General features: G+C 37.9%; 13 protein-coding genes. 2 read left to right on the forward strand and 11 right to left on the reverse strand.

Annotated features, from left to right (window positions below):
- Window positions 1–96: 96 nt before the first annotated feature.
- Window positions 97–285, forward strand: coding sequence for a 50S ribosomal protein L28 (gene rpmB, locus VTHSUH11_RS08255; RefSeq protein WP_005386334.1), 189 nt, complete (start codon window positions 97–99; stop codon window positions 283–285).
- A gap of 69 nt (window positions 286–354) precedes the next feature.
- Here rpmB and VTHSUH11_RS08260 read toward each other — a convergent pair whose 3' ends face one another.
- The 8 genes from VTHSUH11_RS08260 to tyrS all read right to left on the reverse strand — a co-directional run bounded on the left by VTHSUH11_RS08260 (window position 355) and on the right by tyrS (window position 8,167).
- The gene (locus VTHSUH11_RS08260; RefSeq protein WP_105093307.1) at window positions 355–1,344 is read right to left on the reverse strand and encodes a deoxyguanosinetriphosphate triphosphohydrolase; all 990 of its coding nucleotides are present in this window, start codon (window positions 1,342–1,344) and stop codon (window positions 355–357) included.
- Window positions 1,345–1,412: 68 nt separating this feature from the next.
- Window positions 1,413–2,234, reverse strand: coding sequence for a pyruvate, water dikinase regulatory protein (locus VTHSUH11_RS08265; protein ID WP_105093308.1), 822 nt, complete (start codon window positions 2,232–2,234; stop codon window positions 1,413–1,415).
- Window positions 2,235–2,237: 3 nt separating this feature from the next.
- A complete protein-coding gene (locus VTHSUH11_RS08270) occupies window positions 2,238–2,885 on the reverse strand; it encodes a helix-turn-helix transcriptional regulator (RefSeq protein WP_059362936.1) in 648 nt (215 codons plus the stop codon).
- Between the two features lie 106 nt (window positions 2,886–2,991).
- The gene (ppsA, locus tag VTHSUH11_RS08275; protein WP_105093309.1) at window positions 2,992–5,373 is read right to left on the reverse strand and encodes a phosphoenolpyruvate synthase; all 2,382 of its coding nucleotides are present in this window, start codon (window positions 5,371–5,373) and stop codon (window positions 2,992–2,994) included.
- A gap of 183 nt (window positions 5,374–5,556) precedes the next feature.
- Window positions 5,557–6,003, reverse strand: a complete 447-nt coding sequence (locus VTHSUH11_RS09570) for a hypothetical protein (RefSeq protein WP_181143920.1) — start codon at window positions 6,001–6,003, stop codon at window positions 5,557–5,559.
- A gap of 86 nt (window positions 6,004–6,089) precedes the next feature.
- Window positions 6,090–6,536 carry a hypothetical protein gene (locus VTHSUH11_RS08285; protein WP_105093310.1) on the reverse strand — a complete coding sequence of 149 codons (447 nt, stop codon included), beginning with the start codon at window positions 6,534–6,536 and terminating at the stop codon, window positions 6,090–6,092.
- A gap of 3 nt (window positions 6,537–6,539) precedes the next feature.
- Window positions 6,540–6,782 (reverse strand): Zn-dependent protease with chaperone function, encoded by a 243-nt coding sequence (locus VTHSUH11_RS08290; RefSeq protein WP_105093311.1) that lies wholly within the window; start codon window positions 6,780–6,782, stop codon window positions 6,540–6,542.
- Window positions 6,783–6,958: 176 nt separating this feature from the next.
- On the reverse strand, window positions 6,959–8,167 hold the full coding sequence (gene tyrS, locus VTHSUH11_RS08295) for a tyrosine--tRNA ligase (RefSeq protein WP_105093312.1): 1,209 nt from the start codon (window positions 8,165–8,167) through the stop codon (window positions 6,959–6,961).
- Window positions 8,168–8,324: 157 nt separating this feature from the next.
- On the opposite strand from tyrS, the gene VTHSUH11_RS08300 reads away from it, so the two are divergent.
- On the forward strand, window positions 8,325–10,415 hold the full coding sequence (locus VTHSUH11_RS08300) for a transglycosylase domain-containing protein (RefSeq protein ID WP_105093313.1): 2,091 nt from the start codon (window positions 8,325–8,327) through the stop codon (window positions 10,413–10,415).
- A 120-nt stretch (window positions 10,416–10,535) separates the two neighbouring features.
- Here VTHSUH11_RS08300 and VTHSUH11_RS08305 read toward each other — a convergent pair whose 3' ends face one another.
- The 3 genes from VTHSUH11_RS08305 to pheT all read right to left on the reverse strand — a co-directional run bounded on the left by VTHSUH11_RS08305 (window position 10,536) and on the right by pheT (window position 17,900).
- Window positions 10,536–12,914 carry an endonuclease MutS2 gene (locus VTHSUH11_RS08305; protein ID WP_105093314.1) on the reverse strand — a complete coding sequence of 793 codons (2,379 nt, stop codon included), beginning with the start codon at window positions 12,912–12,914 and terminating at the stop codon, window positions 10,536–10,538.
- Window positions 12,915–12,928: 14 nt separating this feature from the next.
- A complete protein-coding gene (locus tag VTHSUH11_RS08310) occupies window positions 12,929–15,376 on the reverse strand; it encodes a U32 family peptidase (RefSeq protein ID WP_105093315.1) in 2,448 nt (815 codons plus the stop codon).
- Window positions 15,377–15,455: 79 nt separating this feature from the next.
- Entirely contained in the window at window positions 15,456–17,900 is a 2,445-nt protein-coding gene (gene pheT, locus VTHSUH11_RS08315) for a phenylalanine--tRNA ligase subunit beta (protein ID WP_105093316.1), read from the reverse strand.
- Window positions 17,901–17,903: the final 3 nt, after the last annotated feature.

A 17,903-nucleotide genomic window follows, 5' to 3' on the forward strand; every position in this document is an offset into this window, starting at 1 on the left:
AAATCTCAATGTATGTAGTAAAAACACTTGCTTAAACCTTGTCTTTATGATAATATACTTTTGTTATGTTATAGATTAAGCTTGGAGGTGGAAACTATGGCAAACCTTTGCGAAGTATGTGGCAAATCCACATCTAGCGGTATGAACGTGAGTCATTCTCACATTCGCACAAGAAAAACTTGGAAACCGAACATTCAAAGAGTACGGGCGGTTGTAGACGGTGCTACAAAAAAAGTAAATGTATGCACACGCTGCCTTCGTTCTAATAAAATTACACGCGCGTAAAATAAATAGTACATGTACTCTTAAACAAAAAGACCGTTACCAAATGGTAACGGTCTTTTTGTCGCCCTATTACAGCGTAATATTTGGAATAAAGTAATCTTTAAATAATTTTATAGCATATTGATCTGTTAATCCTGCCACATAATCGACAATATCAACAGTGGAATACACACCATTTCGTTCTACATAGGTTTCTATATCACTTGGATGCTCCATAAAGTATGTAAATAAATTTTTTACTACATGAGCGGCCTTATTACGGTCAGGAATTAATGCAGGTGCTAGATATACATTTTTAAACATAAACTGTCTAAACACATTCATCGTGCTTTCAATATCAGCAGACATCTGAATCGCTGGCTTATCCAACGATTGTTCAACCATATCTTTCACCATGGCCGTAATCATACTAGACGGAGTATCGCCAAAATAAAATCGCACTTCTTCTGGTAAATCGTTAGCTTCTAGCATACCAGCCCGTTGTGCATCATCATAATCGTGACACAAGTACGCAATACGGTCAACAATACGAATAATCTGCCCTTCCAATGTGGTCGGTATAGTCGGCCCCGTATGGCCTAAAATACCATCACGAACTTCTCTCGTTAAATTAAGCCCTTGACGATTGCCATGTTTCTCTAACACTTCAACCATACGTAAACTCTGTTCATTATGATTGAAATGACCTACCAAGTCACGCAAAGCATATTCACCGACATGACCAAAGGGAGTATGGCCCACATCATGCCCCATAGCAATAGCTTCGACTAAGTCTTCATTCAGTCTAAGAGCACGTGCTACAGTACGCCCTATTTGTCCTACTTCAAGAGTATGGGTCATTCTCGTTCTATAATGATCCCCCGGTGCAATATATACTTGTGTTTTATGTTTTAAACGACGAAAACATTTGCTATGTATAATTCTATCTCGATCGCGCTGAAACGCCGTACGCAGTGGATCTGGTTCCTCATCTATATCTCGTAATGCAGCACTACTTCTAGCTGCATACGGGGATAATAGCAAATCCTCCCGTTCTTCTATATGTTCTCTAATATTCATAGTTCCTCTTCATCAATATTGTAAACATCATGGTATTTGATAATAGGGAAGGCTTGCGCCTCCCCTATTTATTTTCCTTCAGACATACGATTTTTGTCTACTAATTGCATAACAAGAGATGCTGTTTCTTCAATAGATTTATTTGAAACATCAAGTACTTGACAATGTAGACGACGCATAATAGCCTTAGCATACTCTAATTCAGAATTAATACGCTCAATAGAAGCATAATTAGCTTCATCCTCTAGGCCGATTGCACGTAAACGTTCGCTGCGGATATTATTCAATTTATATGGGTCAATGATTAAGCCTACTATTTTTTTAGATGGAATTTTAAATAATTCCTCAGGCAACGGCACCTCTGGTACCAATGGTAAGTTGGCAGCCTTAATTTTTTTATATGCTAAAAACATAGATAATGGTGTTTTACTTGTACGGGAAACACCGATGATAACAATATCGGCCTTTTCAAAACCAGAAGGATTCTTACCATCATCATATTTTACAGCAAACTCAATAGCTTCTACCTTTTTGAAATACTCTTGATCTAATTTATGAACCATACCAGCAGTCATACGCGGCTTAGTAGATGCTACTGTACCTACCGCATCTAGTACAGGCCCCATAATATCAACAGCAGGGATATTATTTTCTGCTGCTTTTTCATGTAAATAACTGCGCAAAGAACTAGAGACAATTGTATGGCAAATTACATGATTACCATTTTTAGCATCTGCTATAATCTCATCAATTTGAGCTTCGTCTTCAATATATGGAATGCGAACAATTTCAATTTGTTCCTTATCGTACTGACTTGCTGTCGCTCTTGCAACAGCCTCTGCCGTTTCACCTAAAGAATCTGAAATCGCATAAATTATTTTTTCAGCCATTATTTATACCTCTTGAGTACTACATTCTAAAAAAGCTTTAGTTACGGTCGTCTTAGATACACGTCCAACCACCTTTAACCGCCGCTTTGGATTATCTTGCGATTCATCATCTTCTCTAACAACAACAGGGAGGCAATCGACTTCGTAGTCAATCATCTTTTGCGCTGCTACAGCCAAGGAATCACTAGGTTCTACAACAATTAATTTACTAACGGGTGTCATAATCATAGATATAGGCATCGTATGTGGATCTGTTTGCCCCATAGAGGCACGCAACAAATCTTTGCGAGATACAACCCCTTGTAAATATGAATCTTCACAAACTAAAATTGTTCCCACATCCTCTGTGAACATGGTTACAATCGTATTATATAAATTAGTCTCAGGCGACACGATAACGGCTTGTGACAGTGCATCATGTACGCTATAAGATCTTAAAATCTCAGCAGTTTGATTCTTCGGCGACAATCCTACATAATAATAACCCACATTAGGTCGAGCCTCTAACACACCAATCATAGTGAGCACCGCTAAATCTGAACGCAATGCTGACCGTGTTACATCTAAATGCTCTGCTATAGCACTACCTGTAACTGGTCCATTTTCTCGTACAATATGAGCTATTGCTTCTTGTCGTTTTGAAAGTTTCACACCCGTCCCCCCTTTCACATATAAGTATTATATCCTATGTATCAATTTAGAAAAAGAGGAGGCTTATGCGCCTCCTCTTTTTGTTATTAAATAAAGTATGTCTTTATTACCATTCAAGGTCTTCTACTTCTTGGCGACCACGACCTGTAAGTGCATCGAGCATCATACGTTGTTCAATTTGAGCTACCATTTTCTTAGTATTCTTAACAGCATCTGGATTTACAGAAATGGAATCGATACCACTCTTAACTAAGAATTCACAAAGTTCAGGATATACACTAGGTGCTTGACCACAGATAGAAACAGTTTTACCGTCTTTATGAGCCACTTCAATTAAATGACGAATAGCACGACGTACTGCTAAATTGCGTTCATCATAAATATGTTGAACCGTTTCATTATCACGATCACAACCAAGAACTAACATAGTTAAATCATTAGAACCAATGGAATAACCATCTACAAATTTATTGAATTGGTCAGCCAAAATAATATTGGATGGAATTTCAGCCATTAACCAAATTTTGAACTCTTTACTGCGTTTAAGACCCTCTTGTGCCATCAAATCAGTAACTAATTCAGCCTCTTCCACAGTGCGGCAGAACGGAATCATTACTTGTAAATTTTTGAAACCATATTCATTACGTACCTTTTTAATAGCTTCTAATTCTAATTTGAAAGCTGGTAAATATTTAGGATCGTAGTAACGAGACGCCCCACGCCAGCCAAGTAATGCACTGGATTCATGTGGTTCGTATTTGTCACCACCTTTAAGGTCACGGTATTCGCTGGATTTAAAGTCACTTAAGCGAACTACAACTTGACGAGGTGCCAATGCTTGACACACTTTACGCATACCTTCAGCCAATGTATTTACAGCAAAATCACTACGACCTGTTTCAATGAGGTGTAATGGATGTTCATGAATGAATGTAGTCCAAATGAACTCTTCACGCATAAGGCCAATACCATCACAAGGTAATACACCATATTTTTCTGCCAAATCAGGATCACCTAAGTTCATGTAAACCTTAGTGCCTGTTACTGGAATATATTCGCTAGCAACAACAGCTTGTTCTTGAGGAGCTGCAGTTTTAACTACATCTTCAAGGACGCCATCATAAACAATGCCATTTGTAGCATCAACTGTAATCATTTGACCATCTTTAATAGAAGTAGTAGCTTCATGGCTACGACTCTTAGTACCAACGATACAAGGAATACCAAGTTCACGGCTAACGATAGACGCATGACAAGTCATGCCACCTGCATCTGTAACGATAGCTTTCGCTTTTTTCATAGCTGGAACCCAATCAGGTGCTGTCATAGCTGTAACAAGGATTTCGCCTTCTTTAAATTCATCAATATCTTCAGGATTGATGATGACATGTGCCTTACCAACAGCTTTACCAGGGGATGCTGGTAAACCTTTAACTACAATTTCACGATCTGTAGTAGTGGCAACCGCTGTATCCTCTACTTTTTCAGACTTATCCTTTCTAGACCATACTGTTTCTGGACGGGCTTGAAGAATCCAAATCTTATCATTTCTTTCATCTACGCCCCATTCCATATCCATGTAGCAACCATAATGTTTTTCAATAGCTTTAGCATATTCTGCTAATTCCAACACTTGTTCATCGGAAAGAACTTGTTGTTTCGCTTCATCAGCAGGAACGATTTCTTCTATGCAATCGCCATCAGCTTTACGTACAAGGCGAACGTTTTTATCGTTAATCATACGGTCAGTAATAACCATTTTTTGTTTATCTACACGGAAATTATCTGGTGTTACAGTACCTTGTACTACATATTCACCAAGGCCCCAAGAACCTTCAATCAAAATATTGTTGTCATTACCTGTTACAAGATCAACAGTGAACATAACACCAGCAGATTTAGAGAATACCATCATTTGTACAGCTGCACTTAATGCTACTGTCATGTGGTCGAAGCCTTGTTTTACACGGTAATATGTTGCACGATCAGTAAATGTGGATGCATAACATTCTTTTACTTTTTCAATGATTGTATCTGCACCACGCACGTTCAAATAGGTATCTTGTTGACCTGCGAAACTAGCATCTGGTAAATCTTCTGCAGTGGCACTAGAACGAACAGCAACGAAAGGATCTTTTTCGCCTACTTTTTCACCTAGTTCTTCATAGGATTTGCGAATTGCTTCAGCCAATGCTACAGGCATTTCTTCTTGACAAATCATACGGCGGATTTTTGTACAAACTTCGCGAAGTAATGCAGAGTTTTCTACATCATCTAAACTATCTAACTCTTGACGAATACGATCTTCAAGACCAGTTTCTTTCATAAATTCACGATACCCATATGCAGTTGTTGCAAAACCATAAGGTACGGGTACATTTGTAGAGGAAGTTAATTCACCTAAGGATGAGGATTTACCACCTACTAAATTTACATCTTCACGTTTTAATTCATCAAACCATAATACATAAGCTGTTTCGCGATTCATGTGAGAACCTCCTATTTGCAATTAGTGCAACACATTAAACCTTTTACATATAAATAGTATACCTTAATTTAAATTATGTCAATTTTTATAGGCATTAATATACTAATTAATCTGAATAGAAACTAAAAAAGATGATTGCCTAATAATAGACAATCATCTTTTAAAAGTTAATATAGCTATTACTTAATTGTTATTTCTGCCTGGCTGTAATAAGAAAATATACATACCTAAAAAAAGAAACTCAGAAATCTCTTCATTTATGAATCTACTTAATAAAATTAATATTATAAAAACAGGGTATACCAAAAATGGAATCCCGATATCAGAAGCTCGTCTCATACCTGTCATAAAAAAGAAAGTAAAACCATAAATACAAAATGAATACCCAAGAATATTATATATTAATCCCTCGCTAAATGTATTAGCATACAACGCACTATGGCCATACTTTAAAGATATAACAGCTACTACAAAAGAAAATCCACTTCCGAAAAAGAAAAGTAAGCGTCCTAAGGGAACTCTAGGATTTATAAACTTAACCTGATTTATCGTTCCAAATATTATTAATAATATAGAAATTATAATACCTATTGGAAGCATGGCAAAACCAAACCAATTAATTATTTCCATTTATCGCACTCCTAGTGAATATCTCATATAAAATACTACTTAAAATTAGGCACTAACTCTGTATTAAGTATTACTCTATATTTTACTTACTCATTCGTTCTTCCAGGCTCTAATAAGAAAATATACATGCCTAGAAGCAGAAATTGGAAGATATCTTCGTCAATAAGTCTACTTAAACTAGTAACAACAATAAATAGAGGATAGATCCAAAATGGAAATCCTATATCATAGGATCGTCTCATACCGGTCATAAAAAAGAAAGTAAAACCATATATACAAAAGGAATACCCGAGAGTGATATACATAATACCCTCGGTAATGGTTTTAGAGTCCATTGCTGCTGGTCCATATTTTACTGAAAAAAATCCAATACCGAGTGCAAATGTATTCCCCACAAAGAAAAATAAACGTCCTAATGGAACCTCAGGATCTAAATATTTAATATGTTTTATCTTCCCATAAATTAATAGAAATATAGATATAATAATACCTATTGGAATTGTATTGAATCCAAGCCATTTTATTATTTCCATTGATTATACTCCAAATACCATTTTCATCAGAATAATACTCAGAAAAAAAGATAAATTAACCCAAAATATACCAGTATTACTAAGGTTGAAATATAGTGCTAAAAAATAACCACCACATACAGCTATTAAACTTAATACAGCAAGTGTGATTTCATAGTTTTCTAAACGACTGTTTTCTTTATATCTTTTATATAAAACATAAGCCACATAAATAATCCATAACCATGGAACAAATTCAGGTTTCATACATATACCATAGATAAATTAATAGATTTTATATCTATTAACCAACCATTCTCTCTAATTTTATAACAAAATTAATCTATAATTAAATTTTAAGTTATAAAAAATAACAGATAGCTAATCATATCAGCTATCCGTTATTTCTATTGAATGTTGTAACAAAAAAGAGTATCAACTCATTAGTTAAATTTAATTTTGATAAATTTACGTTTACCAACTTGAACAATCATGCCATCTTCAAGGACTAGGTTTTCTTCGCCGTATTTTTCACCATTCACTTTGAAAGCACCAGCTTTAATGGAGCGGCGAGCTTCACCATTGGAAGCAGTTAAGCCAGTATCCGTACAGAATTGTGGTACGAAAATAGCTTCGCTAGGTGTATCCATAGCATATTCAGGAATATCTGTTGGCAATGCATGTTGTTGGAATACGCGTTTAAATTCATCTTCCGCTTCCTGAGCTGCTTGTTCACCATGATATAAACGAACGATAGTTTTTGCCAATTGCATTTTTGCATCACGTGGATGCAATGTGCCATTTTCCAAACGTTCTTCCATGTCGTCTTGATCTTCGATAGTCATATCCGTAACAAGCATGAAATAACGCATCATCAATTCATCAGGAATAGACATGGCTTTACCATACATATCTTTAGGTGCTTCATCGATACCGATGTAGTTACCCAAGGATTTACTCATCTTTTGAACGCCGTCAAGGCCTTCGAGCAATGGCATAGTAATAACTACTTGAGGTTCTTGTCCTGCCAATTCTTGCAAGTGACGACCCATAAGTAAGTTGAAAGTTTGATCTGTACCACCAAATTCAACATCTGCATGCAATGCTACAGAGTCTTGACCTTGCATCAATGGATACATAAATTCATGTACACCAATAGGACGACCTTCTTTGTAACGTTTATCAAAGTCATCGCGCTCCATCATACGTGCTACTGTATAAGAACTTGCCAAGCGAAGTACATCAGCGAAGTTCATGGATTCAAGCCATTCACTATTATCGCGTACAATTGTTTTTTCAGGGTCTAATACCTTAAAGATTTGTGTCTTATAAGTTTCCGCATTTTTTAATACTTCTTCCTTAGTAAGTGGTGGGCGTGTTACGCTTTTACCAGTAGGGTCACCAATACGAGCCGTAAAACCGCCGATTACAATAACCACTTGATGGCCAAACTCTTGGAACAAGCGAAGCTTACGAAGTGGTACAGTATGACCTAAATGAATGTCAGGAGCCGTAGGATCGAGGCCCAATTTTACGATCAATGGTTTATTCTCTTTAATGGAACGTTCTATTTTTTTGACTAAGTCTTCTTCATTAATTATTCCAGATACGCCATGTGTAATTTGGCGAACTTGTTCTTGTGCTGTAATCATGGAAATCCTCCTACATAAAATCTGTTCTCTATAGTATACCATTATAAGTAGGCTTTCACAATTATATATAGTGTTTGTTTTATGTCGTTTATGGTATAATGTTTATAACTGCGTAATATATTTTACGTTATATTTACTTTAAAAAAGAGGTGACTCTATGAGTAATAACTCAAATACGAGAACTCGTCGTAAAACTACTCCTGATTCGAGCAATCCAAAGACATCTACCAAGAAAACAATTTGGATGATAGTTTTATTATTAGTTCTAATTGTGGCAGGTGGTGGCTGCGGATTTATTAGTGCTACCATGTCTAATCTTCCAGATGTATCTAATGTAAGGCCATCTGCATCTTCTCAGATTTATGATGTTCACGGTAATTTAATTACCACTGTTCATTCTACCGAGAACCGTTTACCTGTTCCAATTAACGAGGTACCAAAGGAATTACAAGATGCTTTTGTAGCTACTGAAGACTCTCGTTTCTACAGCCATCATGGTATCGACCCTATCGGTATCTTACGGGCTATCTGGGTTAACATTGTGCATAGTGGCGTATCTGAAGGTGGTTCCACAATCACGCAACAATTAGCACGTAATGCATTCCTATCCCAAGATAGAACATTTAAACGTAAAATCTCTGAAGCTATGTTAGCAATTAAAATTGAGCAACATTATACAAAACAAGAAATTCTTGAAATGTATATGAACCAAATTTATTTCGGCCAAGGTGCTTACGGGGTTCAATCTGCTGCTCATATTTACTTTGGCAAAGATGTGCGCGATTTAACATTAGCACAATGTGCTATGCTAGCAGGCTTACCGCAAAGCCCTAACTACTATTCCCCATTCAACAATCTAGAGGCTGGTAAAAAACGCCAAGCTGTTGTATTGGGACAAATGGTAAAGTATGGGTACCTTTCACAAGAAAAGGCTGATGAAGCTCGCGAAGCTGATTTAGGCTTGATTGCAAAACAAGAACAAACTCATGAAAACAACAATGCGTCCTATTTCATCAACTATGTAATTGCTCAAGTTTCTGAGAAATATGGTGATGATGCTATTTATAAAGATGGTTTAAAAATCTATACCACTTTAGATATGGATGCTCAAAATGCTGCTGTAGCAGCAATGCAAAACTTGCCTAACTACTACACAGATAAAAATGGTCTACATCAACCGCAAGGTGCTATTATTGCAATGAATCCACATAATGGTTACATCGTTGCTATGGTCGGTGGACGTGGCGATGACTCCTTTAACCGAGCTACACAAGCGGAACGTCAACCTGGCTCTGCAATGAAACCTTTTGTTTACTTAGCAGCTATTCAATCTGGTAAAACGCCTGGTTCCATTATTGATGACAGCCCTGTTGACTTTAATGGTTGGCGTCCTCAAAACTATGAACGTAACTTTGATGGCAATATTACTTATCGCTATGCGTTACAACATTCTCGCAACGTACCAGCTGTAAAAATTGCGGACGAAGTTGGTATGAGCCGAATTATCGACTTAGCTAAGAAAATGGGGATCACCACCCTTACAGATGACGACAACAACTTGTCTACTGCACTAGGTGGTTTAACTCAAGGTGTATCACCGTTAGAAATGGCACAAGCTTATGGTGTACTTGCTAATGGTGGTATCAGGGTACAACCAACAGCTATCGTTAAAATCGTAGATCGTAATGGTCAAGTTGTTGAAGAAAACTCCATCCAAGAAAAACGTGTTGTAGAAGAAAAAGATGCTGCTATTATTACAAATATGCTAGAGTCTGTTATTAACGGCGGTACTGGCGGTAATGCTGCTATCGGTCGTCCTGCAGCTGGTAAAACAGGTACAACAGATGATTCCAAAGATGCTTGGTTTGTTGGTTATACTCCTGACCTAGTTGCTGCAGTTTGGATTGGCGATGACTACGGTTCTGAAACATTGCACGGTATTACTGGTGGTAGTACACCTGCTGTAATGTGGGGACAATTCATGTCTGCTGCATTAGCTAATACACCGGCTACAGACTTTAATGTACCTGCTAGTGCACAAGCTGCAGTTAGCGAGGGCTATTTCAATCCTGTCAAACAAGTACAGAAAAAAGATGACAAGGATAAAAAAGATGACAAAGATAAAAAGGATGATAAGGATAAAAAAGAAGAAATCTCTAAAGATGATGATTCCTCATCCAATGTAGAATCTACTGATTCTAAACCTAGTCAGTCTAAATCTAAAAAAGAGAAAAAGAAAGATCGCTAGTCTTAGTAGGTTAACATACAAAGAGGCAAAACCAAATGGTTTTGCCTCTTTTCTCATACAAAAAAGTAGCAGATTCTAAGAATCTGCTACTTTAGTATCTCTACTCAAGATGTGGATATACTATTTAAGAACTACATTGGTAGCACCGGCACCACCTTCATCGTAGCCGGCCGTTTCAAAGTGAGCCACCTGAGGCAAGGTACGAAGATACTGATGCACACCTTCACGTAAGGCACCGGTTCCCTTACCATGAATGATACGCACTTGATTTATACCACCCAATATGGCTTGATCGATAAATCGACCAACAGAAACTACTGCTTCATCCACGGTTTGACCTAAAATATTTATTTCTGTACGCACCTCTTTTTGACGTTGAACAGCAGAACCACCTGCTCGTTTACGAGTTTTAGGCTGCGGTTTGAGATTATCTCGTTGAATCTTATTAGATTCTTCCCTCGTAATAGATTGTAATTCACTTACTTTCACAGTTGCAGATAGACCATTAATATCTACAGTAACGCGATTTCCCTTAATGGATAAAACGGTACCTAGGGAACGCAAGGATGTTACGTATACAACTTGTCCAGTAGCAACAGCATCGATGGTCAATGTATTACGTTCATCATCTACAGGTGCATCTGGTACGTGAACATTAGAAATACCTTTGCGAGCCTCATTAATAGCAGATTGACGCTTATCCTTATTCGTTTCAGAGAACTGTGATTTCAACTGTTTAATGATGGATTCCCCTTCTACACGGAGACTGCGTTTCATAGCTTCCGCATCAGCTTGTGCCTTCGCTAGAATCTGTTTACGTTTTTCATTAAATTGTTTCTTTTCTTTCTCTAATTGACCGCGCATGCGACGTGTTTCATCTAATTCTTTTTTAAGTGCTCGTTCCCGTTCCGATGATTTACGAAGTTGTTCATTCAAATCAGATAAAACGGTTTCCATTTCACTACTACCAAACTTAGACTTATAATCCCGTGCACGATTCACAATATCCTTCGGCAACCCTAATCGAGCTGCAATACTTAATGCATGACTACTACCTGCTACGCCTATATGTAATCGATAGGTCGGCTTTAATGTACGCTCATCAAATTCAACATGACCATTCTCGATAGAGGCCGTATGGTACGCATAGTTCTTTAACTCATTATAGTGAGTGCTGACCATCATGAGCGTCCCTTTTTGACGGAAGAATTCTAGAATGGATACCGCCAAAGCACTCCCCTCTTCTGGATCAGTACCAGAACCAAGTTCATCAAGTAGTACTAGGTCATTAGGGCCACAATGTTTAATAATAGAAATTACTTGCGTCATGTGTGCAGAGAATGTACTTAAACTCGCTTCAATACTTTGTTCATCCCCTATATCGGCAAAGATGTTGTGGAAAATCGGCAATATCGAACCGTGGTCTGCAGGAATAAATAAACCACTTTGATTCATAATAGATAATAGACCTAATGTTTTTAAAGAAACTGTCTTACCACCCGTATTAGAACCAGTAATCAATAAGATACGATAATCCGTACCTAATCGAATATCCGTAGGGACAACCGTATTAGCAGGAATTAATGGATGACGAGCACGCATCAAAAGCACATCACGACCTTCACTCAATGTGGCTTGTACTGCCTTTTGAGCTATAGCGAGTTTTGCTTTACCATAGACAAATTCAATATGGGATACCTTTTCACAAGCATCCATCAAATCATTACTATGTTGTTTGATAAGGGCTGAAAGTTCCTTATAAATGCGTAGGACCTCTTGTTCCTCCCCAATCAAAGCCTCTTGTAAATCATTGTTGAGTTCCACTAATCGCATTGGCTCAATATACAGTGTTTGACCCGTTGCAGAACGATCGTGAATCAAACCATTAAAATATTGACGATATTCCTGTTTAACAGGAATTACATACCGATTGTTGCGTTGCGTAATAATCGCTTCTTGGAAATATTTATGATTGTCCTTATCATGTAATATAGATTGAATATCGTGTTTAATACGATCTCGCGTCTTACTAATCGTATTCCGTAGGCTCGCCAATTTAGGTGATGCTGTATCAAGCAATTCCCCTTTATCATCGAATACGCGTTTCAAACGTTGTTCAACGCGATCCATATTTGGCATATCTTGCATCCACAAAGATAACAATGGATATTCCATATATTTTGTTCTAAAGAACTTAGTCATACGCTTATAGGCACCTATAGTAATATATACATCCCATATAGCCTCTCTTGTAAGAACAAAATCCTTGCGGCTCTTTTTACAAGATTCACGTATATCCCTTGTACCTCCTAGAGGCTGTTCAATTTCAGTCTGCCATGAACGCAACGCCTCTGAAGTTTCATCTAAAGCCTCTTGAATCTGCTTTCGATCCGTCATCGGTGCTAATGCTAATGCCATTTCTTTAGCAATAGTAGAACCACAATGATCGGCTAATTCTTCTTTTATTTTTATAAAATCTAATACATCTTCATTAAACAATGTACTACCTCGTTCTATAAAATACCTCTAAAATAATGTCCTCGCGTAATAGATTCGCCTTGTGAATCTATTTTCTTAGGCGGTGCATCCATAGTACCATTAGCTATAGCTACGTATTGAGATACAATATCTTGCACGTAATTTGGTTTCATATGACGTCCATCAATGCGTAATATGGATATGCCTTTTTGTAACAACATAGGGACATAGGCTCGCATATCCATTTCATGACTATTCATAATATGCATTCGGCAATATGGATCTGTACGAAGTGGGAATATTTCCCCTTTTCTATCCTTTAAGGAATAGGATTCTGTAACACACGGCACAGGACAATTTACCTTGCTACCAGTTCCCACAAAACTAGCAATGGCACAGTATTCGGAAATCATCATTTCTGTATAGCCATGAACCATCGTCTCAATAGGGACGTGACTATGTTTAGCTATTTCCGTAATTTGTTTTAAGGTCAACTCTTGCGATGGATTTACACAACTTATGTGTAACTGTTCCCAGAAATGCAATGTAGGTGTATTGAAAATATTAAGGCCTGTATCAGCCTCAATGGCACCTGTATATCCTAATTCACGGAGCCATAATAAGGCTTGTGGCACGTGAATAGAAATACTATCTGGATGAGCCTGTACGATTGCCTCTAATGTATGTTTATATGCTTCTACTTCATCATCTTTCACAACTCGTGGTGTAGCAAAGGTGCAAATCACATCAGATTGATCACATAAACGGGCCACCTCATCATATATAGATAATGCATATGGTGTACGACTCAGTCTATCACCACCAAAAACGATTTTCTGTGCTCCCCCAGCAATTGCAGCTTTCACACCTTCTATTTCATCAACACGCGCTGAAATCATAGGACAAGTATCATAGGATAACTCGTGTTGCGCCTTGAAATCATAATCTACATCGCCTGTTACTTGCAATGTTTGCCATGATTCTACATGATGTGTAATTAACGCTGTTTCTAATGCAGTTACGGCATCACGACGTAGTGCATTAAGAACGCTAGCAGGCCACATATAAGGGCCATCAGGAATATCTACATAAGAAAGCCTAAATAATGTATTACCCAACCGACCTAACTGTTCTGTTACCTTCTCTAACGATGTGGGTACTTTATTAGCAATAGCTGGCACATACTCATTTGTAACAGTCACACTAAGACCAGAGTCTAGGATGGCAGTTAATTCAGTATAATTTGTTTCACCATTAGAACCAATACTGAGATATACAGACATATCATATTTACGGGTAAACTCTTGTAAGCCTCGTGACTTTGTATTCTTTGGTGTAGATGCTAAATATAATTGACCTACTGCTAAGCCCTCTGCAGGTCGCCCTTTATACAGCGTATCGGATACACATGTCCACTCATCATCTACCGTATAATAGGTAACACTGCCATTGGATTGTAATATTTTAACTAATGAACCTTGTTCAATAGGTTCTGTTAAGGATAAGTAAACTTCCCCTTTTTTCGTATACGATTCGCCGATTGGCTTACCCTGGTGATTTGGCGCCACTACGGTCATCATTTGTCGACCTACCGTATCTTCTAAATAGGCTGTGGAAAATCCACGATTAAATCCAGAGGCTAGTGCTTTACGTTGATTTTCTTGAATGGACGCCTTATCCAATATTTCTCTATATGTGCCTATCACTTGACGTACATAGGAAACCTTTTTCATACGACCTTCTACCTTAAAGGATGTAACACCAGCCGCTACAAGTTCATTCATATGCTCGCTGTAGTTAAGATCCTTTGGACTCAACAAATAGGCTTCATGTTTAGGTAACACACTTTCACCCTTAGAATCCAATAATTCATAAGGTAAGCGGCAAGGCTGTGCACAAGCACCTCGATTACCACTGCGGCCACCGATGAAAGAACTCATCAAACATTGACCTGAGTAACATACACATAATGCACCATGTACAAATACTTCAATTTCTGCCTTACAATGTTTGCATATATGTTGAATTTCCTTAAGACTTAATTCACGAGCCAATACAACGCGAGTAAAGCCTAAACTTTCGTAAAACCGAACCGCATCTAGTGTAGCAGCCGTCATTTGTGTACTACCGTGAAGATGGATGTTTGGTGCAACACGTTTTGCAATGTCTGCAACAGCTAAGTCCTGCACGATGATGGCATCTACACCAATAGAGTCTAAATCCTTAAGATAATTTTCAAGCTCCCCTAGTTCAGTGTCTCCAATTAAAATATTAACGGTTACATATACAGACACATCTAGAATATGCGCCAATCGCACAGCTTCACGCAGCTCATCAATGCCAAAGTTGGCTGCATGAGCCCGTGCATTAAAGACCTTGCCCCCTAAGTATATAGCATCCGCCCCAGATTCCAAGGCAGCCATAAAATTTTCCATCGTACCCGCTGGTGCTAATAATTCCATAATAAATCCTTTCTGACTCATTACCTATTCCTACTATTATACAACAGGGGATAGATAGACATAAAAGGGTTTACCATAAGGTAAACCCTTTCACGATGATTTATCGTAATTTACAATTTTTAGTTGCTAATGCATCAATAATCGCTTGGATAGTACCATCAATGTCTTCATCATTTAATGTACCTTCCATGGATCTAAATTGTAAATTATAAGCTAAGCTGCGATAGCCTGCTTCAATATGTTCCCCTTCGTAAACATCGAAAATGGATACAGATTCTAAATAGTCCCCACCATTTTCTTTGATAAGATCTATAATCTCACCACTAGCAACAGATACTGGCGCTACGATAGCAAGGTCACGACTTATACCAGGGAATTTACTGAAAGATTTATATCTAAATGCTGGTACGGTAATAGATAATACAGCCTCTAAGTCAATCTCAAACATGTATACCTTGCCTGGTAAATCAAAGTTTTTAACCGCTTGTGGATGTAGCTCACCATAGTTAGCAATCGTTACACCATTAATTGTGTAATGCGCACTAACACCTGGATGATAGTAACTTTCAGTAGAAGGTTGAATGTCAAATTCAGTTAAACCTAATTTCGCTAGTAAACCGTCTACCACGCCTTTTACATCATAGAAATCAGTATCTCGTTGTGCTTGATTCCATGAGGCCTCTGTAACCTTACCCATCATAATACCACATGCCATAGGGCGTTCATGCGGTACTTCTGTTAATGGCAATGCCTTTGGTTCATACACATTAGCCGTTTCAAATAACCACAAATCTTTGTTTTGTTGTGCAATATTGCGTTTAGCTGCTTCAATAACAGCTGGCACCAACGTAGTTCTCATATATGGGAACTCTTCAGAAATAGGATTTAAGATTGGAATAGCTGTATAACGACTATCACCTTCAGGCAACATCATATTAGATAAACCATCTTTGTGCATGAAACTAAATGTAATAATTTGGCTAAGACCTGCATGTGCTAAGTAATGAGTTACCTCTTTAGTCAATGCTTTTTTAGGTGTCATACCGCCAGAGGATAATAGAGCCACTGGAATTGTTGGAGCAATATTGTCATAGCTTACAATACGCGCTACTTCTTCTGCAATATCAGGCATACCTGTTACATCATCGCGCCATGTTGGTACAAGTGCCTCGATGGTATCACCAGATACAGTAATACCGAATTCAAGTTTTGTTAAAATATCTATCATTCTATCTTTTTCAATAGATGTGCCAAGATAGTCATTGATTTGTTCTGCTGTGAAAGTTACAGTACGTTGTTCTACTGGTTCTGGATATACATCAATAACGCCAACACTCACCTTACAAGAAGGACAGATTTGTTGTAACAATTGTGCAGCACGATCGATAGCATATGCTGTATATTTATGGTTTACACCGCGTTCAAAACGGCCAGATGCTTCGGAACGCATACCTAAAGCTTTAGATGTACGACGAATGGATGGTCCATTAAATACTGCAGCTTCAAACAATACATTAGTAGTTTTATCTGTTACTTCACTTGTAAGGCCACCCATCACACCAGCTACGCCGATTGGGCCCTTTGTATCCGCAATAATGAGCATGGACTCATCGAGTTCACGTTCATTGCCATCTAATGTAGTAAGCGTTTCACCGGCTTTTGCACGACGTGCAATAAGGGTATGGTCCGCTACACAATCATAATCATAAGCATGCATTGGTTGACCTAATTCAAGCATAACGTAATTTGTTACGTCCACCACATTGTTAATAGGGCGAATACCGCTGTTACGCAAACGATTTTGCATCCACAATGGAGATGGTTCGATGGTAACATTCGTAACAAGACGAGACGTAAATCGTGTGCAAAGATCATGTGCTTCGATAGCTACAGATGCTTTACCTTCGATAGACTCACCAGTTTCATTCACCATAATAACTGGGAATAAAGCCTTTTGATTTGTCATGATACCGAATTCACGGGACAAACCTACCATAGAGAAGCAATCTGCACGATTAGCTGTTAATTCAAATTCATATACAGTATCATCAAGCATAAGTGCTTCTTTAATATCTAAACCAATCGGTGTACCTTCAGGGAAAATATAAATGCCTTGTGCTTCTTCTGGTCTTACCAAATCAGAGGAAATACCGAATTCAGCAACGGAGCAGAACATGCCTTCTGATACAACACCACGTAATTTACCTTTTTTGATTTCTGTACCATCTGCCAAACGAGATTTATGATACGCAACTGGTACGATTTGACCAACAGCCACATTCGTAGCAGCGGTAACGATTTGCTTAGTAACTTCTTCCCCATCTTCAGATAAGCATTGTACTTGGCATACTTGTAATTTATCTGCATCTGGGTGTTTTGTAATTTCTACGATTTTACCAGTATAGATTTTTTTCAAACCTGGATCCATAGAAAGTACTTCTTCTACAGGAATACCTGCTTGTGTCAATTCATCCGCTAATTCTTGGGCAGGACGATTTAGATCAAGAGGTACGTATTCATTCATCCATTGTAAGCTTGCTTTCATTTC

Origin of the sequence: Veillonella tobetsuensis (genome assembly GCF_002959935.1) — a bacterium.
GTDB classification, from domain to species: domain Bacteria; phylum Bacillota; class Negativicutes; order Veillonellales; family Veillonellaceae; genus Veillonella; species Veillonella tobetsuensis.